A 26,687-nucleotide genomic window follows, 5' to 3' on the forward strand; every position below is an offset into this window, starting at 1 on the left:
ATGCACGCGTTCGGGCAGCCCGTCCTCGACCGCCGCCAGGCCCGCGTGAAGCTGGCCTGGATCGGCATCTGGCTGGTCTTCCTCGCCGGGCCCGTGAACGACCTGATCGACGGCGGCCACGGCGTCACCGCCACCGTCCTCGGCTCGCTGGGCCTGACGGCGTTCGTCGGCTGCTACCTGACGCTGGTCTTCCGGTACACCACGAGGATCCGGGAGTGGGGCGTGGTGTACGTGACGCTCGCGGCGCTCACCGTCCTCGCGGTGGTCCTCGCCGTCACCATGGGGACGGCCTGGCTCGGTCTGTTCGTGTACGTGGCGGTGGCGGCGGGCGCGGTGCTTCCGATGCGGCGGGCGGTGTGGGCCATCCCCGGGGTCACGCTCCTGATGGTGGCGATCGGCACGCGGGAGACCGACGCGGCCGACCTGTTCCCCGGCCTCGGCGTGACCACGCTCCTCGTCGGGTTCGCGATGACGGGCGTGCGGCAGCTGATCCGCACCACCGTCGAACTGCGCCAGGCGCGCGCCACGGTCGCCCAACTGGCCGCCAACGAGGAACGGTTGCGCCTCTCCCGGGACCTGCACGACCTGCTCGGCCACTCCCTGTCCCTGATCACCCTGAAGAGCGAGCTGGCCGGGCGGATGCTCCCCGACCACCCCGACAAGGCCGCCCAGCAGGTCGCGGACATCGAACAGGTCAGCCGTCAGGCCCTGGTGGACGTGCGCGAGGCCGTCACCGGCTATCGGCGGCTCACCCTCGCCGGACAGCTCGCAGGGGCCCGCACGGCCCTCACCGCCGCCGGCATCGACGCCGACGTCCCCCTGGAGGCACCCGGCGGCGACGCCGCGCCCGACGAGGAGCGGGAGGCCGCGCTCGCCTGGGCGCTGCGCGAGGCGGTCACCAACGTCGTACGGCACAGCGGCGCCCGGCGCTGCGCGGTCACGCTGACCCGCCACCAGACCCTCGCCGGGCCCTTCCTGGAACTCGCGGTCGAGGACGACGGGGTGGGCCCGGGGGAGGACGGCGTGGGCCTCCCGCCCGGCAGCGGACCCGGCAGGCAGGGCAACGGCCTGACGGGGCTCACGGAGCGCCTTGAGGCGGTCGGCGGGGTCCTCGACGTGTCGTCCGGGGGCGGGGCCGGGGCGGGAGCGGTGTTCGGCGGGCGGCGGTGGCACGGCGGTGACCGGCCCGGGTTCCGGCTCGCGGCGCGCGTACCGCTGGTCGCGGGCCCCCAGGAGGGCGTCGCGCCCACCGCCCTAGGATCATCCGCATGAGCGGTACGGACGGGCCTGTGAGGGCCACTGGGGCAGCGGGCGGGACCGGGGCGGACGGCGGCACGGGGCCCGCCCCCGGGACGGCGTCGGCGCCCGGCACGGGGCCCGCCCCCGGCACCCCCGCCCCCGACCGCCCCATCCGCGTGCTCCTCGCCGAGGACCAGTCGATGGTCCGCGAGGCGCTCGCCGCGCTGCTCGGCCTGGAGCCGGACATCGAGGTCGTCGCGCAGGCCGCCCGCGGCGACGAGGTCCTCGCCGCCGCCCTGGCGGGGGACGTGGACGTGGCGCTCCTGGACATCGAGATGCCGGGCCGCACCGGCATCGAGGCGGCGGCGGAGCTGCGCGGGGCCCTGCCGGAGCTGAAGGTCGTCGTGCTCACCACCTTCGGGCGGCCCGGCTATCTGCGCAGCGCCATGGAGGCCGGGGCCGTCGCCTTCCTGGTCAAGGACGCGCCCGCGTCCCAACTCGCCGACGCCGTGCGCCGGGTCCTGGCGGGGGAGCGCGTCATCGACCCCACCCTGGCCGCCGCCGCCCTGGCCGAGGGCGCCAACCCGCTGACGGCACGCGAGCGCGAGATCCTGCGCGCCGCGGCCGACGGCGCCACGAACGCCGAGCTGGCCGCCGCCCTGCACCTCTCCCAGGGCACCGTCCGCAACTACCTGTCGACGGCCATCCAGAAGCTGGCGGCCCGCAACCGCGCGGAGGCGGTCGGCATCGCCCGCGAGAAGGGCTGGCTCTGAGCGGTCGGCGGAGGGGCGGTCGGCGGAAGGCCGGTCGGCCGGGGGGCGGTCGGTCGAGGGGCGGTCGGTCGAGGGCGGCCGGTCGAGGGGCGGCCCGTCGAGCAGCGGTCAGTTGAGCCGCGCCCGCGCCGCGCTCGCCTGCCTGCGCACCCGGTCCGCCGCCTCCGCGTCGTCGGCGGCGAGGGCCTCGGCGTACGCGTCGAGTTCGGCGGCGCCGGTGCGGAAGTCGCCGAGCCGGACGAGGAGCTGGGCCCGGTCGTAGTGCAGCCGGTTCTCGTGCGCGGGCAGGAGCAGGGCGAGTTCGACGGCCCACAGGGCGACGTCGGCGCGCTCGGGGCGGGTGGCGGCCCAGGCGCGGATGTTGTTGAGGACGCGCCGCACGATGTCCAGGGCACCGGCGGGCCGCAGCATCGCGGGGTCGAGCGGCGCCCCGGTGGCCCCGGCGACCATCAGCTGCGCGTCCAGGGCGCTCAGGACCCGTCCGCCGTCGAAGGGATTGGCCAGTACGCATCTCTCGTACGCGTCGTGCGGACCGAAGCCGACGACGAAGTGGCCGGGCAGGGCGACGCCGTGGACGGGCGCCCCGGCGCGCCGGGCGACCTCGATCCAGACGACGGAGAGCAGGATCGGCAGGCCGCGCCCGCGCCGCAGGACCTGGTGGAGCAGGGACGAATCCAGGCGCTGGTAGTCGCCGGGGCGCCCGCCGAACCCGCAGCGCACGCCGAGGAGTTCGGCGACGGCGGCCGCCCACGCGCGCGGGCAGCAGGGGCCGGCGGGCAGCAGGGCCGCGAGCCGGTCAAGACGCCGCCGTGCCGCCGCCATGCCCCGCGCGTCGAGGGCGGGGTCCGCCTCCGTGCCGATCAGCAGGCACAGCCGCGCGAGGTCGGGCCGCTCGGCCCTGGCCTCGGCCGCGAAGGCCCGGCGCCACGGTGTGGTCCGTGCGGGTCGGGGGTGCATACGTCCGTGGTGCCCGTCCGGACCGATCGCTACCGGTCGATGCCCGGGCCAAGCACTTCGCCTACAGGGACCGCCTACGGTCATCGCATACGAACACCGCGCGCACCCCCGGCCCTTCTGGCCCGGCTCCGCGCCCGCCCCGCCCTCCAGGGCGGCTGCGCCCGCCCCGCCCCTCAGTTCAGCTTCGCCCGCGCCGCCCGCGCCTCCAGGCGCACCCGCTCCGCCGTCGTCGGCTCGATCGACGCCACCACCTCGGCGTACTCGTCCAGTCCCCGCGCACCCGCCAGGAAGTCGCCGCGCTCGACCAGCAGATGGGCGCGTTCGTAGCGCAGCCGGGCCGGGTGCGAGGGCAGCAGCAGGGACAGCTCGAGGGCCCACAGCGCCACGTGGGAGCGCTCGGAGCGGGCCGCGGCCCAGGCGCGGATGTTGTTGAGGATGCGCAGCATGATGTTCAGGGGGTCGGCCGCCGACAGGAGCGAGGGGTTCAGCCTGCCGCCCGACGCCTGCGCCACCAGCTGCTCGGCGTCCTCGGTGGACAGCAGCCGGCCGCCGTTGAACGGGTCGGCGAGCACCTGCTCCGGCTTGCCGTAGGCGTCGGGGGAGCCGAAGCCGACGACGAAATGGCCGGGCAGCGCCACGCCGTACACCGGCGCCCCGGCGCGCCTTGCAACCTCGATCCAGACGACGGAGAGCAGGATCGGCAGGCCCCGCCTGCGCCGCAGGACCTGGTGGAGCAGGGACGACTCCAGGCGCTGGTAGTCCGGCGGGGTGCCGTGGAACCCGTGCTGTCCGCCGAGGAGTTCGGCCGCCGCCGTCGCCCATTCGCGTGGCCCGCCGGGGCGAAAGGGCAGCTGTCCGGCGAGCTTGTCCAGCTCGATCTGCGCCGCGTCGATGCCCGCCTCGTCCAGCTCCGGGTCCGCCTCCCCGCTGAGCAGCAGGCACAACAGGGACAGGTCGGGCCGCTCGGACCTGGCCTCGTCGGCGAACCTGCGCCGCCATTCACTGGACTTCGCGGGCTGTGCGCGCATCCGTGCCTCTGTCGTTTCTGTCTGGCACCGGTGGGATTCTCCGGTCGGGTTCATCCGTGGTGCGGTTGCCGGTGGTGCGGTCGCCGGGGCGCCGAGGTCGGGCGGTGCCCCTGGGGCCTGTGGTGGTGCGGTCGTGCGGTGTCCCCCGTCGCGTTGCCGGTGAGGCAAATTCCCGGGGGACCTTAGCCGTAAGCGTCGGGTCCACCGGTGACTGGCCATATCGCACCGCTCATGCCCGCGCCCGCCGCCCGCACTCTCCGTCGTCCGGACCGACCGCGTCTTGGTCGTTTCCGTCACTCAGGACAGCTCACGCGCGCACCGCCCGTCACGACCCGGGCGGCCTCCCGGCCCCGTACCTCCCGTCACCCTTCCGGGTCACCCCCTCGACGGATCCCCGCGGTGGCTCACTGTCCTACGCCACCACCCGGACCGCCCCCTTCCGGTTCTCGGTAGTGGTGATAGTGGTGGTGGGTCGCGAAGCCCATCCCGTCGTAGAGGGCCCGCGCGCCGCCGTTGTCCTGCTCCACCTGGAGCCACGCGGCCGACGCGCCCTCCGTGAGCGCCCGGCGCGCGAGGGCCGCCATCACGGCCGTCGCCAGGCCCTCGCGCCGCCGCGCCGGATCCACCTCGACCGCCATGAACCCGGCCCACCGCCCGTCCACCACGCACCGCCCGATCGCCGCGGGCGGCCCCTCGCCGCCGGGCACGGTCGCGAACCACACCGAAGGGCCGCTGCCGAGCACGTGCAGGACCTGCGGCCCGACCTCCCCGGACCGCTGGTAGCGGCCGAGCCAGTCCGCGTCCACGGACCGCGAGAGCGCCACGTGCCCGGTCTCCGCGTCGAGGTCCCCGACCGGCGCGAGCGCGCCCACCCGCAGCTCGGCGCTCACCTCCCGCTCCCAGCCCCGCTCGGCGAGCTCGGCGCACAGCCGCTCCTGCGTGCCCGCGCCCCCGGTCGCGGTCTGCACGTAGGCGGGCAGCCCCCGGTCGGCGTACCAGCGCCGCACGGCACCGAGCGCCTCGTCGAGCGGGCGCCCCGGATCCCCCAGCGGCAGCACGGAGTTGGCGCGCCGCGTGAATCCCGCCCGGCGCCCGGCCCCCGCGCCGTCGGCGCGCACCTCCTGCACCGCGGCCCGCAGCTCCCAGTCGCCGAGCCGCTCGCTCTCCACCGGCTGCCAGGCCCGCGCCGCGACCCGCGCCAGCTCCTCGTACGTGGCCGCGGGGCCGCGCCTGCGGGCGGGAGCGGCGGGCACGGTCTTGCCCGCGACCAGCGTCCGCTGCTCGATCCGGACGATTTCCCCGTCCCGGCGTGTGATCACCAGCACACCGTCATTCCACGATGTGAGAACACCCACCGTGTCGGTGAACTCCTGTGGCGGTGCACCACCTTCGACCAGGCGTCGGACAGAGACACGTTTGCCCACGTCAGATGGGGTGATTCGGACCTCTAGCCGTCCGCCGGCGGTGAATTCCACAGCTCTGTACGCCCCTCCTGTTCGGATCATGCCCGGGAACGGAGATACTAGGTGCGGGCATCGACGACGCCGCGCTCCCGCGCGCCAGGCGAGCGGAGCCTGAGGACGGCCCGCCAACGCCCGTATCGAGGAGGAACGACAGCGTGACCTACGTCATCGCGCAGCCTTGTGTCGACGTCAAGGACAAGGCGTGCATCGAGGAGTGCCCGGTCGACTGCATTTACGAGGGCAAGCGGTCCTTGTACATCCACCCGGACGAATGCGTCGACTGTGGAGCCTGCGAACCGGTCTGCCCGGTCGAGGCGATCTTCTACGAAGACGACACTCCTGAAGAGTGGCAGGACTACTACAAGGCGAACGTCGAGTTCTTCGACGACCTCGGCTCGCCCGGTGGTGCCAGCAAGCTCGGCCTGATCGAGCGCGACCACGCCTTCATCGCCGCGCTGCCGCCGCAGAACCAGTAAGCGGCCGCCGAAGCGCCGCCCCGGTCCCGTACGGCTCATTCCGCTGTACGGGACCGGGGCGTTTGTCGAACTACACACCTGGAGCCCGTCCGTGTCTGGAGCCACCGACCGCCCGTCCGGCACCCGTGGAGCGTCGCCGCGCGACCGCCTCCCCGACTTCCCCTGGGACAAGCTGGAGCCCTACAAGGCGACGGCGGCCGCCCACCCCGACGGCATCGTCGACCTGTCCGTGGGCACCCCGGTCGACCCCGTGCCCGAGCTGATCCAGAAGGCGCTGATCGACGCCGCCGACTCGCCGGGCTACCCCACCGTGTGGGGCACCGCGGAGCTGCGCGACGCCCTCACCGGCTGGTGCGGGCGCCGCCTCGGCGCGCGCGGCGTCACGCACCGGAACGTGCTCCCGATCGTCGGCTCCAAGGAGCTGGTGGCCTGGCTCCCGACCCAGCTCGGCCTCGGCCCGGGGGACAAGGTCGCCTACCCGCGGCTCGCCTACCCGACGTACGAGGTGGGCGCCCGTCTGGCCCGCGCGGAGTACGTCACGTACGACACGGAGGCGCTCGCGGCGGACCCCGCGGGCTCGGGCCTCGACCCGGCGGGCCTCAAGCTGCTCTGGCTCAACTCGCCCTCGAACCCGACCGGTCGTGTCCTGTCAAAGGACGAACTGACGCGCGTCGTGGCGTGGGCGCGCGGCCACGGAGTGCTGGTGGCGAGCGACGAGTGCTACCTGGAGCTGGGCTGGGAGGCGGAGCCGACGTCGGTCCTGCACCCGGACGTGTGCGGCGGCTCCTACGAGGGCCTCGTCGCGGTGCACTCGCTGTCCAAGCGCTCGAACCTCGCCGGGTACCGGGCGGCGTTCCTGGCCGGTGACGCCGACGTGCTCGGCGACCTGCTCCAGATCCGCAAGCACGGCGGGATGATGACCTCCGCCCCGACGCAGGCGGCCGCGGTGGCCGCCCTCGGCGACGACACGCACGTCCAGGAGCAGCGCGAGCGGTACGCCGCCCGCCGCACGGCTCTGCGCGACGCCCTCCTCGGCCACGGCTTCCGCATCGAGCACAGCGAGGCGAGCCTGTACCTGTGGGCCACCCGCGACGAGTCGTGCTGGGACACGGTCGCCCACCTCGCCTCCCTGGGCATCCTGGTGGCTCCCGGCGACTTCTACGGCGAGGCCGGGCGGAACTTCGTCCGGGTCGCCATGACGGCGACGGACGAGCGGGTGGCGGCGGCGGTGTCGCGCCTGCGGTGAGCCGGGTCCCGGCGTTGCCGGGGCGCGCACGACGCGACGAAGGGGTGCGGGAGGCGCTGGGCCTCCCGCACCCTTCGGCGTACGCGGGCGGGGGGTGCGTACGCGGGTGGATCGGTCGTGTGCCCGCGGCGGGGTCAGCCGAGGGGCAGGCCCTTGAGCGGCAGCTGGTCGGTCGGGGCGCCCTTGCCGAGCGCGTCGGTGGGCAGGCCGCCCTGGGTGGCCGTGCCCGCGGTGTCGCCGACGACGTCACCGGCGGATCCGGCGAGGTCGCCGCCGACCTGCTGGGCGGCAGGGGCCGTGGTCCGCACGCTCTTGCCGAGGGCCTGGCCCGCGGTGGGAACGGCCTTCTTCACGGCCTTGCTTCCGGCCTGCCCCGCCAGGTCGGTGACGTTCCGAGACGCGTCGTCGACGGCGTCACCCAGGTTCGCGCCGTCCAGGGCGGTGACCCCGCCGAGTGCGGGGGCGGCCGGGAGCTCGGCGGCGCTGGCGGAGCCGGCCGCACCGACCACGGGTGCCGCTGCCGCAACGAGCAGCGCGGCACGGGCGATCCGACGGGTCAGGGGGAGGGACATGATGCTCCTTCAGAACGGAGAGAACGTGTGAGGTGCCCGGCCGATCCGCACTGCGGGGCGCGGTGCGGACTGCGGCGCTCGGACGCAGTGACTACCGCTCGAAGGTCCCGAAGGTTGCGGTGCGCCAACGTAAAGAGTTGGCAATGCGTCGCATAATCGGGTCCGGATAAAATCGGGCAAACAGCGTTCGCTTCTGAAGGCTTGAACCCCGTAAAGCCCTTTGTTCCCAAGGGCTTTGCGACATGCGCGAAGGGTCGCGCGAACATCCGCCACCGGTGTCACCGCGCGGCGACCGCCATGCCCCCTTCGGGTGATCGGCCGCACTATTGCCCAGTGACGATTCGGACCTCACCGGCGGGCCCGGAGCCCGTGCCGACCCCGCCGGATGCGCCGCCGGAGTCATGCGCGGCACCGTCGGACCCGGTATTTTGCCTCACTTCGGACTTCTGCGGACCGGCCTCCGCCTTTCGCCATCCATGCCCGGAATCCGCAGAATCCACAGAATCCCCGGAATTCGCAGCGGAATCCACAGAATCCCCGGTGGACGGCGTGTACGTGCCGTAACCGTCGCTCCGGGCCCGCCACTCACGGCCCGCGTACGAGACCCGCTCGATGCGCAGCGCGGAGGCGTGGGCCACGGCCCAGTGGGCCAGCTCCCAGCCGCGCCGCGCGGCACCGCCGCCCGCGGCGACCGCGTCCGGCACCGGCACGCGGACCACGCCGCCGCCCGCCGCGTCGCCCTTCGGCCGGATGCGCTCGGCCCGGCCGCGCTCGGGCAGGACCTCCGCCCCGAAGTCCCGCACCAGTGCCCGGCGCACCCGCTCCGGTCCGCCGGGATCCGTGCCGGGCCGCCCCTCGCAGGTGAGGGTGGCGGGCGCCCGGCCCGTGAGGGCGGCGGCGAGCAGGACGGCGTCCGGCTCGTGCTTGGCGTACGCCTGCGGGAAGCCGCTGCGCTGGACCCGCTGCGCGGCCACCGTCAGGGGCAGCCGCGAATAGCCCGGCACCTCCGCCAGGCGGGCGTAGAACCGCCCGGCCGCGTACACCGGGTCCATGATCTGCCGCCGGGTGCCCCAGCCCTGTGAGGGCCGCTGCTGGAACAGGCCCAGCGAATCGCGGTCGCCGTGGCGGATGTTGTGCAGGCCGGACTCCTGCAGCGCGGTCGCGAGGGCGATCGTCACGGCGCGCTCCGGCATCCCGCGCCGGGTGCCGACGGCCGCGACCGTCGAGGCGTGCACGGCCTGCTCCGCGCTCAGTTCGTACGTGGCCCCGTCGCCGTCGCCCGACACCACCGCGCACCGGGGCCCCGGCTCCCCGGACACGTACTGCATGACCCCGTAGCCCACGACCGCGAGCAGGACGGCCACGGCCACCCCGACGCGCGGGAGGCGGCCGCGCCGAGCGGAGGCGGCGGTTCCGGACACGGGCCCCAAGGTACTGGAGCGGACGGGCCCGGGCGGCCCCGGGCGGGTGTCCCCGCGCGGAGAGTTAGGGTCGAAGCCATGGACCGGACGCCAGCTCACACCGCCGCTCAGCCCGCCACGGCAGGCGCGGCCCCGCTCGACCTCACGCTCGACGCCGCCGCGCTGACCGCCGCGCTCGTCGACTTCCCGTCGCCGAGCGGCGAGGAGAAGGCGCTCGCCGACGCCATCGAGACGGCCCTGCGCGCCCTGCCGCACCTGACGGTCGACCGGTTCGGGAACAACGTGGTGGCCCGCACGCACCTGGGCCACGCCGAGCGCGTGGTCCTCGCGGGCCACATCGACACCGTGCCGATCGCGGGCAACGTCCCCTCGCGCCTGGACGAGGACGGCATGCTGTGGGGCTGCGGCACCTGCGACATGAAGGCGGGCGTCGCGGTGCAGCTGCGCATCGCGCAGACGGTCACCGAGCCGAACCGCGACCTCACCTTCGTCTTCTACGACAACGAAGAGGTCGCCGCCCACCTCAACGGCCTGGGGAAGGTCGCCGAGGCCCACCCCGACTGGCTGGCGGGCGACTTCGCGGTCCTCCTCGAACCCACCGACAGCCAGGTCGAGGGCGGCTGCCAGGGCACCCTGCGCGTCTTCCTGAAGACCAAGGGCGAGCGGGCGCACTCCGCGCGCGCGTGGATGGGCTCCAACGCGATCCACGCCGCGACGCCGATCCTGCAGCGGCTGTCCGCGTACGAGCCGCGCAAGCCCGTCGTCGACGGACTCCAGTACCACGAGGGCCTGAACGCGGTCCGCATCGAGGGCGGCGTCGCCACCAACGTCATCCCCGACGAGTGCACCGTCGTCGTCAACTTCCGCTACGCGCCCGACCGCACCCCCGAGGAGGCCGAGGCCTTCGTGCGCGCGTACTTCGCCGACTGCGGCATCGACGAGTTCATCGTCGACGACCACTCCCCGGCCGCCCGGCCCGGCCTCACGCACCCCGTGGCGGCGGCGTTCATGGCGTCGGTCGGCGGCGAGGCGCGGCCCAAGTTCGGCTGGACGGACGTCGCCCGCTTCAGCGCGTTCGGCGTGCCCGCGGTCAACTACAGCCCCGGCAACCCGATCCTCGCCCACAAGGTCGACGAGCGCGTCCGGGCGTCCGAGATCCCGCTTGCCGAGGAGCGGCTGCGGGCCTGGCTCACCGGCTGACCGGCCCCGCGGCCTGACGCGGCCTGTCGACTTCTGGAGTTACGCCCCGCGTAACGCCCGTAGACCTACGCTGAAGTGGCACAACGAACGAGTTGAGCGCGGCCGTGCGGGTGGGCCGGGGTCGACCGGCAGTGGAAGGGGATGTTCATGGGCAGTCCGGAAGCACAGGGTCCGCCGGAGGAGCAGCACCTGGGTCCTGTGGTGCGGCGGCGCGATCAGATCACGCCCGGCACCACCGACCAGCGCCTCCTCGACACCGAGGGCGACACCGAGTGGGTGCACACCGACCCCTGGCGGGTCATGCGCATCCAGTCCGAGTTCGTCGAGGGCTTCGGCGCGCTCGCCGAACTCCCCAGCGCCATCAGCGTCTTCGGCTCCGCCCGGACCAAGCCGGGCACCGCCGAGTACGAGGCCGGGGTGCGGATCGGCAAGGCGCTCGTCGACGCGGGCTTCGCCGTCATCACCGGCGGTGGGCCCGGCGCCATGGAGGCTGCCAACAAGGGGGCCCGCGAGGCCAACGGCATCTCCGTCGGGCTCGGCATCGAGCTGCCCTTCGAGCAGGGGCTCAACCCCCACGTCGACATCGGCGTCAACTTCCGCTACTTCTTCGTCCGCAAGACCATGTTCGTGAAGTACGCCCAGGGGTTCGTCGTCCTGCCCGGCGGGCTCGGCACCCTCGACGAGCTCTTCGAGGCCCTCACCCTCGTCCAGACCCGCAAGGTCACCCGCTTCCCCATCGTCCTCTTCGGCACCGCCTACTGGGGCGGCCTCGTCGACTGGCTCCGCGACACCGTGGTCGCCCAGGGCAAGGCCTCCGAGAAGGACCTCCTCCTCTTCCACGTCACGGACGAGGTGGAGGAGGCGGTGGCGCTGGTGACGAAGGAAGTGGGCCGGTAGGGCGTTGCCCTCGCGGGTGCGCCCCAGTCCCGCCCCTTCCCGGCTGTGACACTGTGCGGCTCCGCCGCGTGGGGGGCTCTGCCCCAGACCCCGCTCCTCAAACGCCGGAGGGGCTGAAATACAGCAGCACATCATCTAGCCCGTCCGGCGATTGAGGACGAGGCGCGGAGCGCCGATAGCGGGGGTCCGGGGGCGCAGCCCCCGGTTTCGGGAAGGGGCGGGATTGGGGAATGCCCCGCAGGGCCTACGCCAGCCCCCGCCGGGCCACCGCTGGAGGCCTGTGGCCAGCGATCGTGGCGACCATGTCGACGACCTGCCGCGTCTCGGCGACCTCGTGGACGCGATACACCTGCGCCCCCAGCCACGCGGACACAGCGGTCGTGGCCAACGTCCCCACCACCCGCTCCTTGAGCGGAGTGTCCAACGTCTCCCCGACGAAGTCCTTGTTGGAGAGGGAGACGAGCACGGGCCACCCGGTGTCCACGAGCTCCCCGAGCCGCCGCGTGGCCTCCAGCGAGTGCCGCGTGTTCTTCCCGAAGTCGTGCCCGGGATCGATGAGCACGGACTCCCGCGGCACCCCGAGCTCGACGGCCCGCTCGGCGAGCCCGACGGTCACACGGAGGATGTCGGCGACGACGTCGTCGTACTGGACGCGATGGGGCCGCGTACGCGGCTCGGCGCCACCGGCGTGGGTGCACACGAGCCCCACCCCGTACCGCGCGGCGACCTCGGCGAGCTTGGGATCGACCCCGCCCCACGCGTCGTTGAGCAGATCGGCCCCGACGTCGCAGACGGCCTCGCCGACCTCGTGCCGCCAGGTGTCGACGCTGATGACGACGTCGGGGAAGCGCCGCCGCACCTCGGCGACGAAGCCGACGGTCCGCCGCGCCTCCTCCTCGGCGGTGACCTCCTCGCCGGGCCCGGCCTTGACCCCGCCGATGTCGATGATCGCGGCGCCTTCGGCGACGGCCTGCTCCACGCGCGCGAGGGCGGGTTCGTCGTGGAACGTGGCCCCCTGGTCGTAGAAGGAGTCCGGGGTCCGGTTCACGATCGCCATGATCACCGGCTCGTGCGCGTCGAACTCGCGCCTGCCCAGCCTGAGCATCCCCTGTGAGCCTCCTTGTCGTTCCTCTGTCCGGCCACGCGGTCCGGCCGCCTGCGACCTTAACTGTCACACCCGCATGGCACGATCGGAGCCAGACAGTTTCCGTGTCGGCCGCGGTGCGGCCGGCATCCGAGCGTGGGGACCGCAGAGATGGTCATGTTCCTGTTCCTGGTCATCGCCCTCGTCGTCGTGGTGGGCGCGGTGACCTTGGCGGTCCTCGGCGGCGGGGAGAGCGGCGCGCTGCCCGAGGCGCCGCCGGAGCGGCTGACCGACCCGCTGCCGCCGGACCGCCCGCTGCGCCGCGCGGACGTGGAGGCGGTGCGCTTCCCGATGACGGTCCGCGGCTATCGGATGGTGGACGTGGACGAGTGCCTGGACCGGCTCGCCGCCGAGCTGGCGGAGCGGGACGCCCGCATCGCCGAGCTGGAGTCAGCGCTCGCGGGCGCCCAGGCGACGGCGGTCGGCGGGCCCGGCCTGTTCAAGAAGTACGACGCGGCACAGCGCGGGCAGGAGCGGCACGGCGCCCCCGCGCCGGCGGACGAGCGACCGGAGGACGGCAGATGAGCGGCGGGGCGATCCCGGGCCCGGACGGCGGCCTGCGCTGCCCCTGGGGCCTGTCCACCGAGGACTACGTGGCGTACCACGACGAGGAGTGGGGCCGCCCGGTGCACGGCGACGACGCCCTGTTCGAGCGCGTGTCCCTGGAGGCGTTCCAGTCGGGCCTGTCGTGGATCACGATCCTGCGCCGTCGCGAGGGCTTCCGCGCCGCGTTCTCCGGCTTCAAGATCGCCGCAGTCGCGGAGTTCGGGGACGCGGACCGGGAGCGGCTGCTCGCCGACGCGGGCATCATCCGCAACCGCGCGAAGGTGGACGCGACGCTCTCCAACGCGCGCGTGCTCGCCGACTGGTCCGCCGGTGAACTGGACGAGCTGATCTGGTCGTTCGCCCCGGACCCGGCCGGGCGCCCGGCGCCGCGGACCCTCGCGGACGTGCCCGCGGTCACGGACGCGTCGACGGCCCTGTCCAAGGCGCTGAAGAAGCGCGGCCTGCGCTTCGTCGGACCCACCACGGCGTATGCCCTGATGCAGGCCTGCGGCCTGGTGAACGACCACCTCGCGGACTGTGTGGCCCGCGAGGCGGGCGGGGCCTGAGGCCCCGGGTCGCTCAGCGGCCGAGGTACGCGGGCTTCGCCTTGTCCAGGAACGCCTTCACCGCGATGGTGTGGTCCTCGGAGGCGCCCGCCCGGGTCTGCAGCTCGTCCTCCTTGTCGAGGGCCTGGTCCAGGGTGTGCCCGGCGGCGTAGGCGAGCGACTCCTTGATCGCCGCGTATGCCAGGGTCGGGCCCTCGGCCAGCGCGCGGGCCGTCTTGAGGGCGGTCTCCGCGAGCTCGGCTGCGGGCACGACCTGGTTGGCGATCCCCAGGTCGTACGCCTCCTGTGCCTTGATGCCGCGCGGGAAGAGCAGCAGGTCGGCGGCGCGGCCCGGGCCGATGAGGCGCGAGAGGGTCCAGGAGACGCCGGAGTCGGCGGTCAGCGCGACGCCCGCGAAGGACGTGTTGAACGACGCCGTGTCCGCGACGATCCGGTAGTCGGCGGCGAGGGCGAAGCCGAAGCCCGCGCCGGCCGCGACGCCGTTGACCCCGGCGACGACCGGCTTCGGCATCCCGGTCAGGGCCCGCACGATCGGGTTGTAGTGCTCACGCACGGTGCTCATGGTCTGCCCGGAGCCGGTCTCGCGGTCCTGCTGCAGCAGGCCGACGTGCTCCTTGAGGTCCTGGCCCACGCAGAAGGCGCGTCCGGTGGCGGTGAGCAGCACCGCGCGCACGGCGGGGTCCGCCGCGGCCGAGCGCGCCGCCTCCCGGAGGGCGACCTTGGCCTCGACGTTCATCGCGTTCATCGCGTCGGGGCGGTTCAGCGTGATCGTCGCGAGCCCGTCGCTCACCTCGTAGAGCACGGTGTCGGCCATGGTGGGTCCCCTCCGCTGTCCTGTGTGGTCCGCTGTGGTGGTCCGCTGCCCGGTGGGCTTCGGGCCCAGCATGACCTAGATCATCGGCCCTCGGTACGCCGTCGCCGATGTGACCTGCGTCAAAGTGCGCGGGGCGGGAGAAGCGTGTGGGGCGGCGAAGTATTGCAGTCACATCGCCGAATTGAGTGGTTTTGCGGACGCGCGTTGCGCAAGCGATGCCGACTGATGTTGGTCATCGGGTCCCGCGATGCGGGATAATGACCTGGAAGCAATGTGTTCGATGCCGCTGACACCTGGGTTGTCGGCTGCGACAAGCTGGTTTCAGGAAGGGGAACGAGCATGGCGGCCATGAAGCCGCGGACGGGCGACGGCCCGCTCGAGGTGACCAAGGAGGGGCGGGGCATCGTCATGCGCGTTCCGCTCGAAGGCGGCGGTCGACTTGTCGTCGAACTGACCCCCGACGAGGCCGACGCCCTCGGCGACGCCCTGAAAAAGGTTGTCGGCTGACGCGAAAGCGCCCACAGGGTTCACCGTTTTTTTGCACTGCCCCGGCATCGTACGACGAGCCGGGGCAGCGCTGTGTACGGGGGCCGAAGGCATACGTGGGCTTGACGGGCGAGGGGCCCGCGCGGGGTCCGCGGCCTGCGCGGACGTCCGGATTCCGCCGGGGTGAAAGGCCGGAATCACCGGGTCGGCGGGCGGCCCGGGCGCCGAATGCCCGGCGTTCGACGGCACCTGGTGCCTGACGGCGCCTAGCGCTTGACGGCGCAGAGGAGGCCGTCGCCCACCGGGAGCAGCGACGGCACCAGGTCCTGGCTCTCGCGGACGGCCCGCAGCAGCTCACGCAGCCGCAGCACCTCCACGGGCTGCGGCCCCGAGTCCACGGTGCGGCCGTCCGCGAAGACGCCCTCGAAGCAGACCAGGCCGCCCGGACGGAGCAGGCGCAACGATTCAGCGAGGTAGTCGAGGCACTCCGTGCGGTCGCCGTCGCAGAAGACCAGGTCGTAGCCGCCGTCCGCGAGGCGGGGCAGTACGTCGAGGGCGCGCCCGGGGATGAAGCGGGCGCGGTTGCCCGCGAAACCGGCGGCGCGGAAGGCCGTGCGGGCGAACTGCTGGCGCTCCGGCTCCGGATCGACCGTGGTCAGGACGCCGTCGGGGCGCATTCCGTGCAGCAGGTGGATGCCCGACACTCCCGTGCCCGTACCGATCTCGGCGACCGCCTTGGCGTCCACGGTGGCGGCCAGCATGCCGAGCGCGGCGCCGGTGCCGGGGGACACCGAGCGCAGCCCGGCCTCCCGCGCCCGGTCCCGGGCCCAGCGCAGCGCCTCGTCCTCGGCGACAAAGGCGTCGGCGAACGCCCAGCTCGTCTGCCGGTTGCCGGTAATGGCCCTCTCCTGTCCCCGTGGTTGCCTGGCCGTGACTGTATCCGTTGGGGCCGGGAACCCGCAGATGGGACCGTGCGTTTAGAAGGGGTGTGAGGACAGCGGGGGCATAGACATGGATCTGGAACTCAAGTCGGCTCGCGGAGTTTGCGTGAAGCAGACCCGACGGGCCGGGTACGGCAAGAGCCAAGTACCAAATTCACGTAAAAACGCTTATCCGGAGCTAACGGGCGAGGTGGTTATGGTAGGGGCTCCACTGGACACCACCAGAGCCGACAGGGGAGGTGCGGCTGCGCGCGCAGATCGGAGAAGGCCACTCAAGCGCTTTCTCGGACGGGCGGGCAAGCCGAAATCCGTGACCGACACCGCTGACCGTTCCCGCGCCACCGACTCCGCTCAGACCGCGACCTTTGCCGCTGACGCGGAATCGCAGGCGTGGACTCCTCCCACCTGGGAAGAGATCGTCAGCACGCACAGCGGCCGCGTCTACCGCCTCGCCTACCGCCTGACGGGCAACCAGCACGACGCCGAGGACCTCACGCAGGAGGTCTTCGTCCGCGTCTTCCGCTCGCTGTCGACGTACACGCCCGGCACGTTCGAGGGCTGGCTGCACCGCATCACCACGAACCTCTTCCTGGACATGGTGCGCCGCAAGCAGCGCATCCGGTTCGACGCCCTGGGTGACGACGCCGCCGAGCGCCTCCCCAGCCGCGAGCCGTCCCCCCAGCAGGTGTTCAACGACACCCACTTCGACGCGGACGTCCAGCAGGCGCTGGACACCCTCGCGCCCGAGTTCCGCGCCGCCGTCGTCCTGTGCGACATCGAAGGCCTTTCGTACGAGGAGATCGCCGCCACCCTGGGCGTCAAGCTCGGTACGGTCCGCAGCCGTATCCACCGCGGTCGCTCCCAGCTCCGCAAGGCCCTCCAGCACCGTTCCCCCGAGGCCCGCGCCGAGCGCCGCTCGCTGGCCGTGAGCGGAGCCGTGGCGCTGGGAGGAGGGGGCGCGACCGCGTGAGTGGATCACGGTCCAATCCTGCCGAGCGGCATCTCGCCGAGCAGCACCTGGGGGACCGGCTCGCCGCGCTGGTCGACGGTGAGCTCGGTCATGACGCGCGCGAGCGAGTGCTCGCGCATCTCGCGACCTGTCCGAAGTGCAAGGCCGAGGCCGACGCGCAGCGCCGCCTCAAGAACGTCTTCGCGCAGACCGCGGCGCCGCCCCCCAGCGAGAGCTTTCTCGCCCGCCTTCAGAGCCTTCCCGCCGCCGACATCGACGACATCGGTCGGTCCGGGGGCCCGCGCACGCCCGTCGAGGACGGCTTCGCCACCGGGTCGTCGGAGACCACCGGCCTGCCCCAGGGCGGTGTCTTCAGCATCCGCGGGGGAAGACCCGAGCCCTTCGCCGGGTACGACCCTTCGGGCGCCCACGCCGCGGTGCTGCCCAGTGAGCAGCGCGGCTTCCGCATCCATGACGTCGGCCGGCCCGAGGCCGAGCGGTCCGTCTGGCTCGGCCGCCGGTTCGCGTTCGCCGCGGCCGGGGCGGTGTCGCTGGCCGCGATAGCACTCGGCGGGGTCACGATGGGCACGCCCCTGACCGCGGGCGAGCAGCGTGCGGCCGGCGCCGGCGCAGCCAACAGCAACGCCTCGCCGCTGCGTTCCCCGAGCACCGCCAACGCCGCGGTGCCCGACTCCGTGCGGCGTCGCGGCGCCAATCCGCTCTCCGTCCAGGGACCCCGGTCCCCGGCCCTCGCGCCCACCACGGCCGCCGCACCCCTGCTCGCGGGCGGTCGGCTGCGCCCCGGGCACGGGCCGGACACCCCGCAGGTCACGGCCCCGCTCCTGGCCGGGGCGGGCGTCATGTCCCCGCTGGTGCGGGCCGTCGCCGACGAGTCCAGGGACGGCACACCCCAGGGCCTCACCCTGAACGCCACGGTGGACTCCACCCCCAAGGCCACCCCCAGGCCCGACCCGCTCTACGGCAGGCAGTACCACTGACGGCCCACCACCCCCCTTCGCCGACGTGAGCTGCACGTCGGCGAAGCAGACCTGGTTGAATCCTCGGTGGGCCGTGCCCGCCGGGGACTCGGCGGACCCGGCGACAAGCACGTAATCGGCGTCCGCCGCGGGCCAGTTGTGGGGAGAGCATGGACGAGCCGAACGTTGGCACTGGGCCTGAGGGACGGGACCGCCTGGCCGGGCCGTCCGGCGAGGTGGCCCCGGGCGGGGAGCTCCGGGACGAGGTGGCCTCCGGCGAGCAGCGTCTGGACGTGGTGGCCCGCGACGTGGCGGCGCATGATGCGGGGCCTCACGACGAGTTGCCTCGGGGCACGGATTCCGCGTCCGGGGACGTCGAGAGCGGCCGGACGGTTCGTGTGGGTGGTGGTGCTGCTGGTGGCGGAGGTGCGGGTACGGCCGGGGCTGCCGGGCCGGAGGCCGACGTGACCTCGGCCGGTGCGACGGCCTCCGCGTCCGCTGACGCCGGTCGTGCTGGTGCTGCGCCTGCTGACCCCGTGCCCGCCCCCGTCGACCGCGCCCCCACCGACCGCCCCCGCCCCCTGCACGACCCCGACCCGTACAGCACACCGCCCTACGGCGAGCCCGGGCCCTGGGCCCCCGCCCCGCCGGTACAGCACCCCGTGGCGACCCCGGCCCAAGGCACCCCCGTCCACGGGACCCAGGGCCACGGGACCCAGGGCCACGGCGCCCCCATACCCGGCGCCCCGGCCGCTGGCGCCCCCGCGCACGGCACACCGCCGCCCGGAGCCGGATCCCCGTACCCCGGAAGCCAGGGACAGAGCGGACCCCAGGGACACGGCCAGCAAGCTCACGGCGCGCCCCTCCACGGCACGCCCGCCCAGGGCACCCCCACGCACGCGGCCGCGCCGCACGGAACCCCTGCCCCCAACCCCCTGCACCAGGGCATGCCCGCGTCCGACGCTCCGGCTCCCGGTACGCCTCAGCCCGCTGCTGCTCAGGGGCACGTGCCGCACACCCGCGGCACGCAGACCCACGGCACGCCCGCGCCCGGCACCCCGCTGGACGCCGCCGTGTCCCAGGGTGCCCCCGTGCCCGGCGCCCCGGCCCCCGGCACCCCCCAGCCCTCCGCAGCCCACGGCCACGTGCCGCACGCCCACGGCACGCAGACCCAGGCCACGCCCGCGTCCGGCACCCCGCTGGACGCCGCCGCGGCCCACGGAGCCCCCGTGCCCGCCACCCCGGCCCCCGGCCCGTACCCCCAAGCCGCCTCGCCCCAGGGCCCCCCGCCGCACGGCGCCCCAACCCACGGCACGCCCCCGCCCGGGGCCGACGCGTTCGCCCAGCCGAATCCCGGGCCGGAGGGCGCCGGAACAGGAGCCGTTGGGCAAGGTGCCGCCGGGGCCGGTGGGCCCTGGCAGCGTTATGACCCCTGGAGTGCGCCGCTGCAGCAGACCGGTGCCGCCGTCGAGACCGAGGGGCAGCGGCGTCGGCGGGGGCGGCGGGTGCTGGTGCTCGGGGCCGCGGTGATCGCGTTGGTCGCGGGTGGGATCGGTGGGGTCGTCGGGGCGCAGTTGGAGCGGGACGGTGGGTTCGGCGGCGACGTGGAGTTGCCGCAGGCCGAGTCCGGGTCGCAGAAGCGGTCCAAGGACAGCGTCGCCGGGATCGCGGCGAGCGCCCTGCCCGGCGTCGTGACGCTGCACGTGCGCGGCGACGACGGCGCGGGCACCGGGACCGGCTTCGTCCTCGACGCCAAGGGCCACATCCTCACCAACAACCACGTGGTCGAGCCCGGCGGTTCCGGCGGCGACATATCGGTCACCTTCAGCGGCGGCGAGACCGCGAGCGCCAAGGTCGTCGGCCGGGACGCGGGCTACGACCTGGCCGTCGTCAAGGTCTCCGGCGTCCGCGGACTCAAGCCGCTGCCCCTCGGCAACTCCGAGAACGTCCAGGTCGGCGACCCCGTCGTGGCCATCGGCGCGCCCTTCGACCTCGCCAACACCGTCACCTCCGGCATCATCAGCGCCAAGGAGCGCCCCATCACGGCGGGCGGCGAGAAGGGTGACGGCAGCGACGTCTCGTACGTCAACGCGCTGCAGACCGACGCGCCCATAAACCCGGGCAACTCCGGCGGACCCCTCGTCGACTCCCGGGCCCGTGTCATCGGCATCAACAGCGCCATCCGCTCCGCGGGCAACGACTCCGGCCCCGACGGCGGCCAGTCCGGCTCCATCGGCCTCGGCTTCGCCATACCCATCAACCAGGGCAAGCGGGTCGCCGAGGAACTCATCAACACCGGCCGGGCCACGCACCCCGTCATCGGCGTCACCATCGACAAGCAGTTCACCGGCGACGGCGCCAGGATCGCGCGCGAGAGCCGGAACGGCGGCCCCGCCGTCAACCGGGGCGGGCCCGGCGCCAAGGCGGGCCTGAAGGCGGGCGACGTGATCACGGCCGTGGACGGCCAGCGCGTGCACTCCGGCGACGAGCTGATCGTCAAGGTCCGCGCCCACCGCCCGAAGGACCGCCTGGAGCTGACCGTCGAGCGCGGCGGCGACGAGCGCAAGGTGACGCTGGTCCTCGGCACGGCGAGCGGGGAGTAGGCAGGGGGCAGCCTGCGGACGGCCTGCGGTCCCACCAGGTCCGGCGCCCAGGCCGCGCCGCACCGCCCCGCGTTGTCCGCGGTGTCGCCCTGCGGCTACCGGACGGACAACCACGGCGGGTACCGTAGACCCGGTCCGGACGGCAAGGAGCTTTCAAGGTGTTCAACGACATTGGCGCACTCGAGATAGTGACGCTGGTCATCCTCGCCGTGCTCATCTTCGGCCCGGACAAGCTGCCGAAGCTCATTCAGGACGTGTCGCGGACCATTCGCAAGATCCGCCAATTCTCCGACAGTGCGAAGCAGGACATACGGAATGAACTGGGCCCGGAATTCAAGGACTTCGAGTTCGAAGACCTGAACCCGAAGAAGTTCATCCGCAAGCAGATGGAGAACGACGACCTCGGTCTGAAGGAAATCCGCAACGGCTTCGACCTGAAGAAGGAAATGGCCGAAGTCGCGGACGCCGTGCACGGGCGCGACAGCGATTCCGGCGACGACTCGGGCAGCCGGGCCACGGGTTCCGCGGGCTCCTCGACGACGTCGGCGAACGGCTCCGGCGGCGGCCGCATCGACATGGAGAAGCGGCCCGAGCCCGGAAAACCGGCGGCAGGCGACCCGCCGCCGTTCGACGCGGACGCCACCTGAGGCGACCCGCCGACGCCTGACGGCACCCGTCGGCCCCCGCGGGCACCGCACGGCGGTCCGGCGGAACCTCGCGCCGCCCCCGGCGCCCGCGTGCGCCGGTGCGTGTCCGAGATGCGCCGCCCGGCGCCCGGTACGGCCTGGTCGGGACGGTCGCGAACACCCCTTCCGCCGACCGGTTCACCGGCATCCGGAATCGGTGTGGCTATCCTGCCTTGTTGTCCGGCGTGAGGACGCCCGAGGGGGGCGGGCCGCTCCGGACCGACGAGAGCGAGGAGGCGGCCGGGTACATGGAGACGACAAGTCGGGTGGGCGCGCAGGCGCCGGCCGCGGATGGTGCCGCGCAAGCGGTGCCCTCCGCCCGGCGTACGGTCGACGGCTACCTGCTGGCGCCCTTCCCCTGGTACGGCCTGGACGAGGCCTTCACGGGACCGCGCTGGCTGATGCAGGTCGGCACCGCCGCGGACGGGGCCGTCGAGCACGGCTCCATCGGTCACGGTGACGAGCCGTCGGTCAGGGCGGAGGGTTCCTTCGGGAACGGCGACAAGGAGCGGTTCGCGGTCGTGGTGACCATCGCCGCCAACCCGGTGCGGCGCAGCGCCGACGGCACCGGCGTCCTGGAGGCGACCTCGGTGTCCTCCGCGGCCTGGCTCGCCGGGGTGGGGCTGCTGTCCTTCACCTGGCCCGGCCAGATGGACCACAGCCTGCGGGACGACTGGCTCGACCAGCAGACGGAGACCGCCTGGGTCCTCGCCGACGACCTGCACGGGTCCGACTGGTCGACCCTCTCCCTGCCCGTGGACGGGGTCCCGACCTCGTTCCACTACCGGGAGTCCGAGTACGGCTGGGTGCTCGCCGGGTCCACCGAGTCAGGGGTGCATCTGGGGGCGTACGGGCGCGGCATGAGCGCGTACGGCCTCGGCTTCTCGGTGATCAAGGACATCGCCGAATACGCGGGGTAGTCCTCCGGACCGGTACAGGGTGTGGGGCGCCGTTCGCCTTGACGGTGCCCCACACTCGCGTGCACGCCGATCGGCGCTTCGCGCCTCGTCCTCAAACGCCGGACGGGCTGGTCATGCCCCCGTCCGGCCTTCGTCAGAACTTGTTCCTGGGCGTGATCCCCAGCGACATCCCCGAGAGCCCTCGCTGGCGGCCGCCCAGCTTGCCCGCGATGGTGCGCAGGGCGCTGCCCGCGGGCGACTCCGGGTCGGTGAGGACGACGGGTTTGCCCTCGTCGCCGCCCTCGCGCAGGCGCACGTCGATCGGGATGGAGCCGAGCACCGGCACGGTCGCGCCCGTGGTCTTCGTCAGGCCCTCCGCGACCTTCTGGCCGCCGCCGGTGCCGAACACGTCGACCATCTCGCCGCAGTGCGGGCAGGGCAGGCCTGACATGTTCTCGACCACGCCGACGATCTTCTGGTGGGTCTGCACGGCGATGGAGCCCGCGCGCTCGGCGACCTCGGCGGCGGCCTGCTGCGGGGTGGTGACGACGAGGATCTCCGCGTTCGGGACGAGCTGCGCGACGGAGATCGCGATGTCGCCCGTGCCCGGCGGCAGGTCCAGGAGCAGCACGTCCAGGTCGCCCCAGAAGACGTCCGCGAGGAACTGCTGGAGCGCGCGGTGCAGCATCGGGCCGCGCCACACGACGGGTGCGTTGCCCGGGGTGAACATGCCGATCGAGATGACCTTCACGCCGTTCGCCGACGGCGGCATGATCATGTTCTCGACCTGGGTGGGGCGCCCCTCGGCGCCCAGCATGCGCGGCACGCTGTGGCCGTAGATGTCCGCGTCCACGACGCCGACCTTGAGGCCGTCGGCGGCCATCGCCGCCGCCAGGTTCACCGTCACGGACGACTTGCCGACGCCGCCCTTGCCGGAGGCGACCGCGTACACCCGGGTCAGCGAGCCGGGCTTGGCGAAGGGCACCTCGCGCTCGGCGGTGCCGCCGCGCAGCGCGGTGGCCAGCTCCTTGCGCTGCTCGTCGCTCATCACGTCCAGGGTCACGTCGACGCGCGTGACGCCCTCGACGGCGGCGACCGCGTCCGTGACGTTCTTCGTGATCGTCTCGCGCATGGGGCAGCCGGAGACCGTCAGATACACGGTGACGGCGACCGCGCCGTCGGCGCCGATCTCCACCGATTTGACCATCCCCAACTCGGTGATGGGTCGCTGGATCTCGGGGTCGTTCACCGTCGCCAGTGCTTCACGCACCGCGTCTTCCGTAGCCATACACCCGATAGTACGGCGGCGCGCAGCGCCATTCCTTAGAAGGGTGGTGGTGGGCGACGGGTGGGCGTACGGCGCGGTAACCGAAGGCGGGAAAGGGCCGTCAGCGGTCGCCTGCATCACGTGACCCAGCGCTCTCGGACGGGAATACCTCGCGCTGCTCCTCCAGCTCCTTGACCAGGTCCTGGAGTTCGGAGCGGATCCAGTCGCGGGTGGCGACCTCGCCGAGGCCGAGGCGCAGCGAGGCGATCTCGCGGGTGAGGTACTCGGTGTCCGCGATGGACCGCTCGTTGCTCTTGCGGTCCTGCTCGTGGGTGACGCGGTCGCGGTCGTCCTGGCGGTTCTGCGCGAGCAGGATCAGCGGGGCGGCGTACGACGCCTGGAGCGACAGCATCAGGGTCAGGAAGATGAACGGGTACTGGTCGAAGCGCAGGCCGGCCGGGGCGGAGACGTTCCAGACGACCCACATGATGATGACGACCGTCATCCAGACGATGAACCGGCCCGTGCCGAGGAACCGCGCGATCCGCTCCGAGAGCCGCCCGAAGGCCTCCGGGTCGTAGTCGGGCAGCAGCTTGCGGCGCGGCGCCCGCGGCTGGTCGAGCCGGAACCGGACGCGCCCCTCCCGCTCCCGCCCGCGCCCGTCCTTGTCGCGCTCCCGCTCCCGCTCAGCTGCCGCCATGCCCGGCCCCCTCCTGGAGGTGGTACTCCGTCTCCCGCCAGTCCTCGGGGAGCATGTGGTCGAGCACGTCGTCGACGGTGACCGCGCCGAGCAGCGAACCGCTCTCGTCGACGACCGGCGCCGACACCATGTCGTACGCGGCGAAGAAGCCCGCCACGACCGGCAGCTCGGCCTCCGGGCGCAGCGGCCGCAGGTCGTCGTCGAGGATCGAGCCGACGAGCGTGTACGGCGGGTCGCGAAGGAGGCGCTGGAAGTGCACCGCGCCCAGGTACTTGCCCGTCGGGGTCTCGTCCGGCGGGCGGCACACGTACACCTGCGCGGCGAGCGCGGGGGAGAGGTCCTCCTGGCGCACCCGCGCGAGGGCGTCGGCGACCGTGGCGTCGGGGCGCAGCACGATCGGCTCGGTCGTCATCAGACCGCCCGCCGTGCGCTCCTCGTACGCCATCAGGCGGCGCACGTCGGCCGCGTCGTCCGGCTGCATCAGGGTGAGTAGGCGCTCCTTGTCGTCCTCCGGCAGCTCGGAGAGGAGGTCGGCGGCGTCGTCCGGGTCCATCGCCTCCAGGACGTCGGCGGCGCGCTCCTCCTTGAGGGCGCCGAGGATCTCGATCTGGTCGTCCTCCGGCAGCTCCTCCAGGACGTCCGCGAGCCGGTCGTCGTCGAGCGCGGCGGCGACCTCCGCACGCCGCTTCGGCGACAGGTGGTGCAGCACGTTGGCGAGGTCGGCGGGGCGCAGCTGCTCGAACGTGGCGAGCAGGCTCTCCGCGCCCTGTCCGTGCTCCTCCAGGGAGAACCCGTCCACGGCCGACCAGTCGACGGTCAGCGTCTCGCCCTTGCGCCGGAAGGCCCCTCCCTTGCCCTTCCGTACGAAGACCCGGTCCGCCTCCCAGTCACGGCGGGCCGGAAGCCGCTGCACGGAGATGTCGAGGACGGTCACCTCCTCACCGCTCTCCACCAGGCGCACCCGGCGGTCCAGCATCTCGCCGAGGATCAGCCGCTCCGTCGGGCGCTGCTCGAAGCGCCGCACGTTCAGGACGCCGGTGGTGATGACCTGGCCCGACTCGATGCCGGTGACCCGGGTGATGGGCAGGAAGATGTGGCGGCGGGTGGCGAGTTCCACGACCAGGCCGAGCAGCCGCGGCGGTCTGCGGCCCACCCGGAGCATGACGACGAGGTCCCGCACCCGGCCGACCTCGTCGCCGTTCGGGTCGAAGACGGCGGTGCCGGCCAGGTGCGAGACGAAGATCCGGGGCGCGCTTGCCGCCATGCGCGGCGCCTCCCTGCTGCTCACTACCGCTGGTCGTATCGAGCGATGTCGCTTTCAGGTGCATTTATACGATCTTTCGTACGCGCCCCAGGCTAGCCCCTGCCTGACGTATCCGCCCTGGTGAGACGTCCGTACGGACTGGCTCCGAGGCGGGTCCGCGACACCGGTACGCTGCGGTACGCCAGGCCGTAGCCGCGCTACGGCCGCCGCCGTAGAGGACGTCCGCACGAGAGGCAGCGCCACCTGTGACTGCGATGCGACAGGCCCGTCGTACCCGAAGGTCGGCGCTGCTGAGCGCGGTGTGCGCGGGGCTCGTGGCGGGCTGCGCCGGTCTTACGGGCTGCGGGGGCGGCGGCGAGGACCCGGACGCGGGCACCAACGGCGTGGGCAAGCTGTCCGCCGCGAAGATCCAGAGCAAGACGCGGCAGGCGGCCAAGGGCGCCGACGCGGTCCGCCTCTCCGGCACCGTCGTCAGCAAGGGCCAGACGTACAAGCTCGACATGCGGCTCAAGGGATCGGGCGGCGAGGGCACGGTGACCGTCAAGGGCGGGACGTTTCAGCTGCTCCGCGTCGGCGAGCACCTGTATCTGAAGGCCGACTCGGGCTTCTGGAAGCACCAGAACGAGGGCGCCGGGGGTGCCGAGGGCAAGGCGGGCGGGGCGGGCGACCAGGCCGCGGCGGCCAAACTCAACGGCAAGTTCGTGAAGGTGCCCGCGGGCGACCCCGCGTACCGGCAGCTCAGCGGCTTCACCGACAAGGACCTGATGCTCGACGGCACCCTCGCCCTGCACGGCAAGCTGTCCAAGGGCGAGCGGTCCGACTCGGGCACGCGGCGCGTCATCAAGATCGCCGGGGACGAGGGCGCGGGCGGCACGCTGGACGTGTCCCTGGAGGGCGCGCCGTATCCGCTGCGGCTCCAGCGGGCGGGCGGCGCGGGCACGCTGCGGCTCACCGAGTGGGGCAAGGAGTTCGTCTTGGAGGAGCCCGGCAAGGACGAGACGGTGGACTACGGCAAGCAGCTGCCCACGCAGTGAGGGCGCGTCAGCGCTTCTGCTTCTTCTTGCGTCGCAGGAGCAGCCGGGGCAGCGCCGCAGGCACGGGCTTGCGGGTCGTCGCGTCCGTCGGCAGGGGGGCCGCCGCGAGGGAGCCGTCGGGCAGGTCCGTGCTCGCCGCGCCCGGCGTGAGCCGCAGCACCCGGCACTCCGCGGCCCAGCGCTCCACCATCCGCTCCCCGTCCGGGGCGTTGAGGCGCTTGCCCTTGAGCTCGGCGACGGCCGCCTCCCAGGCCTCGGAGCGCGGCGCGAGCTCGGTCACCGCCGCGGTCCAGGCGATCACGCGGCCGCCCTTGTCCTTGCTGCGCACGGTCACCTCGGCGCCCGCCCCGTCGACGAGGTCGGGCAGCGGCTGCTCGCCGGGGCCGTCCCCGACGAGGTGGGCCGCGCCGTCGACCCACACGTGCCACAGGGCCCGCACGGGGCCGTCGGGCGCGGCGCCGCGCACCCAGATCAGCCCCGACTTCTTCGTGGCCTCCTCGACGAGGGCGCGGTCGAACAGCGCGTCAGCAGTCATGCGG

The 26,687-nt window shown here is 73.4% G+C and carries 27 protein-coding genes; 15 read left to right on the forward strand and 12 right to left on the reverse strand.

The window, feature by feature from the left end:
* Positions 1-1,272: a sensor histidine kinase gene (locus tag AB6L24_RS31015; protein ID WP_405663457.1), complete on the forward strand. Its 1,272-nt coding sequence runs from the start codon at positions 1-3 to the stop codon at positions 1,270-1,272.
* A complete protein-coding gene (locus AB6L24_RS31020) occupies positions 1,269-2,012 on the forward strand; it encodes a response regulator transcription factor (protein WP_405660768.1) in 744 nt (247 codons plus the stop codon). Before AB6L24_RS31015 ends, AB6L24_RS31020 begins: the two co-directional genes overlap by 4 nt.
* A gap of 108 nt (positions 2,013-2,120) precedes the next feature.
* Here AB6L24_RS31020 and AB6L24_RS31025 read toward each other — a convergent pair whose 3' ends face one another.
* The 3 genes from AB6L24_RS31025 to AB6L24_RS31035 form a co-directional block, all read right to left on the reverse strand.
* A complete protein-coding gene (locus AB6L24_RS31025; protein WP_405660770.1) occupies positions 2,121-2,969 on the reverse strand; it encodes a tetratricopeptide repeat protein in 849 nt (282 codons plus the stop codon).
* Between the two features lie 173 nt (positions 2,970-3,142).
* Positions 3,143-3,997: a transglutaminase-like domain-containing protein gene (locus tag AB6L24_RS31030; RefSeq protein WP_405660772.1), complete on the reverse strand. Its 855-nt coding sequence runs from the start codon at positions 3,995-3,997 to the stop codon at positions 3,143-3,145.
* Between the two features lie 404 nt (positions 3,998-4,401).
* Positions 4,402-5,472 carry a GNAT family N-acetyltransferase gene (locus AB6L24_RS31035; protein WP_405660775.1) on the reverse strand — a complete coding sequence of 357 codons (1,071 nt, stop codon included), beginning with the start codon at positions 5,470-5,472 and terminating at the stop codon, positions 4,402-4,404.
* 143 nt (positions 5,473-5,615) lie between these two features.
* On the opposite strand from AB6L24_RS31035, the gene fdxA reads away from it, so the two are divergent.
* On the forward strand, positions 5,616-5,936 hold the full coding sequence (gene fdxA / locus AB6L24_RS31040; RefSeq protein WP_030359762.1) for a ferredoxin: 321 nt from the start codon (positions 5,616-5,618) through the stop codon (positions 5,934-5,936).
* Positions 5,937-6,027: 91 nt separating this feature from the next.
* Positions 6,028-7,182, forward strand: coding sequence for a bifunctional succinyldiaminopimelate transaminase/glutamate-prephenate aminotransferase (locus AB6L24_RS31045; protein WP_405660778.1), 1,155 nt, complete (start codon positions 6,028-6,030; stop codon positions 7,180-7,182).
* Positions 7,183-7,316: 134 nt separating this feature from the next.
* Here AB6L24_RS31045 and AB6L24_RS31050 read toward each other — a convergent pair whose 3' ends face one another.
* Complete coding sequence (locus AB6L24_RS31050; protein WP_405660780.1) at positions 7,317-7,754, reverse strand: ATP-binding protein; 438 nt, start codon at positions 7,752-7,754, stop codon at positions 7,317-7,319.
* 323 nt (positions 7,755-8,077) lie between these two features.
* Positions 8,078-9,184 (reverse strand): heavy metal transporter, encoded by a 1,107-nt coding sequence (locus AB6L24_RS31055; RefSeq protein WP_405660782.1) that lies wholly within the window; start codon positions 9,182-9,184, stop codon positions 8,078-8,080.
* 69 nt (positions 9,185-9,253) lie between these two features.
* Here AB6L24_RS31055 and dapE point away from each other — a divergent pair, with 69 nt between their 5' ends.
* Entirely contained in the window at positions 9,254-10,375 is a 1,122-nt protein-coding gene (dapE, locus tag AB6L24_RS31060) for a succinyl-diaminopimelate desuccinylase (RefSeq protein WP_405660785.1), read from the forward strand.
* 147 nt (positions 10,376-10,522) lie between these two features.
* On the forward strand, positions 10,523-11,272 hold the full coding sequence (locus tag AB6L24_RS31065) for a TIGR00730 family Rossman fold protein (RefSeq protein WP_405660786.1): 750 nt from the start codon (positions 10,523-10,525) through the stop codon (positions 11,270-11,272).
* Positions 11,273-11,516: 244 nt separating this feature from the next.
* Here the strand turns inward: AB6L24_RS31065 and folP are convergent, their stop codons facing one another.
* The gene (folP, locus tag AB6L24_RS31070) at positions 11,517-12,377 is read right to left on the reverse strand and encodes a dihydropteroate synthase (protein ID WP_380857646.1); all 861 of its coding nucleotides are present in this window, start codon (positions 12,375-12,377) and stop codon (positions 11,517-11,519) included.
* Positions 12,378-12,527: 150 nt separating this feature from the next.
* Between folP and AB6L24_RS31075 the strand changes: the two genes are divergently transcribed.
* Both AB6L24_RS31075 and AB6L24_RS31080 read left to right on the forward strand, forming a co-directional pair.
* Positions 12,528-12,941 carry a DivIVA domain-containing protein gene (locus AB6L24_RS31075; protein WP_405663460.1) on the forward strand — a complete coding sequence of 138 codons (414 nt, stop codon included), beginning with the start codon at positions 12,528-12,530 and terminating at the stop codon, positions 12,939-12,941.
* Positions 12,938-13,528: a DNA-3-methyladenine glycosylase I gene (locus AB6L24_RS31080; protein WP_405660789.1), complete on the forward strand. Its 591-nt coding sequence runs from the start codon at positions 12,938-12,940 to the stop codon at positions 13,526-13,528. Before AB6L24_RS31075 ends, AB6L24_RS31080 begins: the two co-directional genes overlap by 4 nt.
* Positions 13,529-13,541: 13 nt before the next feature.
* Here the strand turns inward: AB6L24_RS31080 and AB6L24_RS31085 are convergent, their stop codons facing one another.
* Positions 13,542-14,342 (reverse strand): enoyl-CoA hydratase/isomerase family protein, encoded by an 801-nt coding sequence (locus AB6L24_RS31085; RefSeq protein ID WP_405660790.1) that lies wholly within the window; start codon positions 14,340-14,342, stop codon positions 13,542-13,544.
* Between the two features lie 339 nt (positions 14,343-14,681).
* Here AB6L24_RS31085 and AB6L24_RS31090 point away from each other — a divergent pair, with 339 nt between their 5' ends.
* Positions 14,682-14,849, forward strand: coding sequence for a DUF3117 domain-containing protein (locus AB6L24_RS31090; RefSeq protein ID WP_003966491.1), 168 nt, complete (start codon positions 14,682-14,684; stop codon positions 14,847-14,849).
* A 245-nt stretch (positions 14,850-15,094) separates the two neighbouring features.
* On the opposite strand, the gene AB6L24_RS31095 is transcribed toward AB6L24_RS31090, so the two are convergent.
* A complete protein-coding gene (locus tag AB6L24_RS31095; RefSeq protein ID WP_380857996.1) occupies positions 15,095-15,793 on the reverse strand; it encodes an O-methyltransferase in 699 nt (232 codons plus the stop codon).
* A gap of 172 nt (positions 15,794-15,965) precedes the next feature.
* Between AB6L24_RS31095 and sigE the strand changes: the two genes are divergently transcribed.
* From sigE to AB6L24_RS31120, 5 genes are all read left to right on the forward strand, one after another.
* Complete coding sequence (gene sigE, locus AB6L24_RS31100; RefSeq protein WP_405660794.1) at positions 15,966-16,739, forward strand: RNA polymerase sigma factor SigE; 774 nt, start codon at positions 15,966-15,968, stop codon at positions 16,737-16,739.
* The gene (locus AB6L24_RS31105) at positions 16,736-17,716 is read left to right on the forward strand and encodes an anti-sigma factor family protein (RefSeq protein ID WP_405660797.1); all 981 of its coding nucleotides are present in this window, start codon (positions 16,736-16,738) and stop codon (positions 17,714-17,716) included. Before sigE ends, AB6L24_RS31105 begins: the two co-directional genes overlap by 4 nt.
* Positions 17,717-18,231: 515 nt before the next feature.
* Positions 18,232-20,298: a trypsin-like peptidase domain-containing protein gene (locus tag AB6L24_RS31110; RefSeq protein ID WP_405660799.1), complete on the forward strand. Its 2,067-nt coding sequence runs from the start codon at positions 18,232-18,234 to the stop codon at positions 20,296-20,298.
* Between the two features lie 158 nt (positions 20,299-20,456).
* Positions 20,457-20,945 (forward strand): sec-independent translocase, encoded by a 489-nt coding sequence (locus AB6L24_RS31115; protein WP_030359776.1) that lies wholly within the window; start codon positions 20,457-20,459, stop codon positions 20,943-20,945.
* 287 nt (positions 20,946-21,232) lie between these two features.
* The gene (locus AB6L24_RS31120) at positions 21,233-21,904 is read left to right on the forward strand and encodes a hypothetical protein (protein WP_380857631.1); all 672 of its coding nucleotides are present in this window, start codon (positions 21,233-21,235) and stop codon (positions 21,902-21,904) included.
* Between the two features lie 133 nt (positions 21,905-22,037).
* On the opposite strand, the gene AB6L24_RS31125 is transcribed toward AB6L24_RS31120, so the two are convergent.
* The 3 genes from AB6L24_RS31125 to AB6L24_RS31135 form a co-directional block, all read right to left on the reverse strand.
* Positions 22,038-23,171: an Mrp/NBP35 family ATP-binding protein gene (locus AB6L24_RS31125; protein ID WP_405660802.1), complete on the reverse strand. Its 1,134-nt coding sequence runs from the start codon at positions 23,169-23,171 to the stop codon at positions 22,038-22,040.
* 100 nt (positions 23,172-23,271) lie between these two features.
* Complete coding sequence (locus AB6L24_RS31130) at positions 23,272-23,850, reverse strand: DUF1003 domain-containing protein (RefSeq protein ID WP_405660805.1); 579 nt, start codon at positions 23,848-23,850, stop codon at positions 23,272-23,274.
* Positions 23,837-25,114, reverse strand: a complete 1,278-nt coding sequence (locus tag AB6L24_RS31135) for a magnesium transporter MgtE N-terminal domain-containing protein (RefSeq protein WP_405660807.1) — start codon at positions 25,112-25,114, stop codon at positions 23,837-23,839. Before AB6L24_RS31135 ends, AB6L24_RS31130 begins: the two co-directional genes overlap by 14 nt.
* A gap of 254 nt (positions 25,115-25,368) precedes the next feature.
* Here AB6L24_RS31135 and AB6L24_RS31140 point away from each other — a divergent pair, with 254 nt between their 5' ends.
* Positions 25,369-26,148 (forward strand): hypothetical protein, encoded by a 780-nt coding sequence (locus tag AB6L24_RS31140; protein ID WP_405663463.1) that lies wholly within the window; start codon positions 25,369-25,371, stop codon positions 26,146-26,148.
* A 7-nt stretch (positions 26,149-26,155) separates the two neighbouring features.
* On the opposite strand, the gene AB6L24_RS31145 is transcribed toward AB6L24_RS31140, so the two are convergent.
* Positions 26,156-26,683: a hypothetical protein gene (locus AB6L24_RS31145; RefSeq protein ID WP_405660808.1), complete on the reverse strand. Its 528-nt coding sequence runs from the start codon at positions 26,681-26,683 to the stop codon at positions 26,156-26,158.
* Positions 26,684-26,687: the final 4 nt, after the last annotated feature.

Origin of the sequence: Streptomyces sp. RK9, from assembly GCF_045070545.1 — a bacterium.
Lineage (GTDB): Bacteria > Actinomycetota > Actinomycetes > Streptomycetales > Streptomycetaceae > Streptomyces > Streptomyces alboflavus.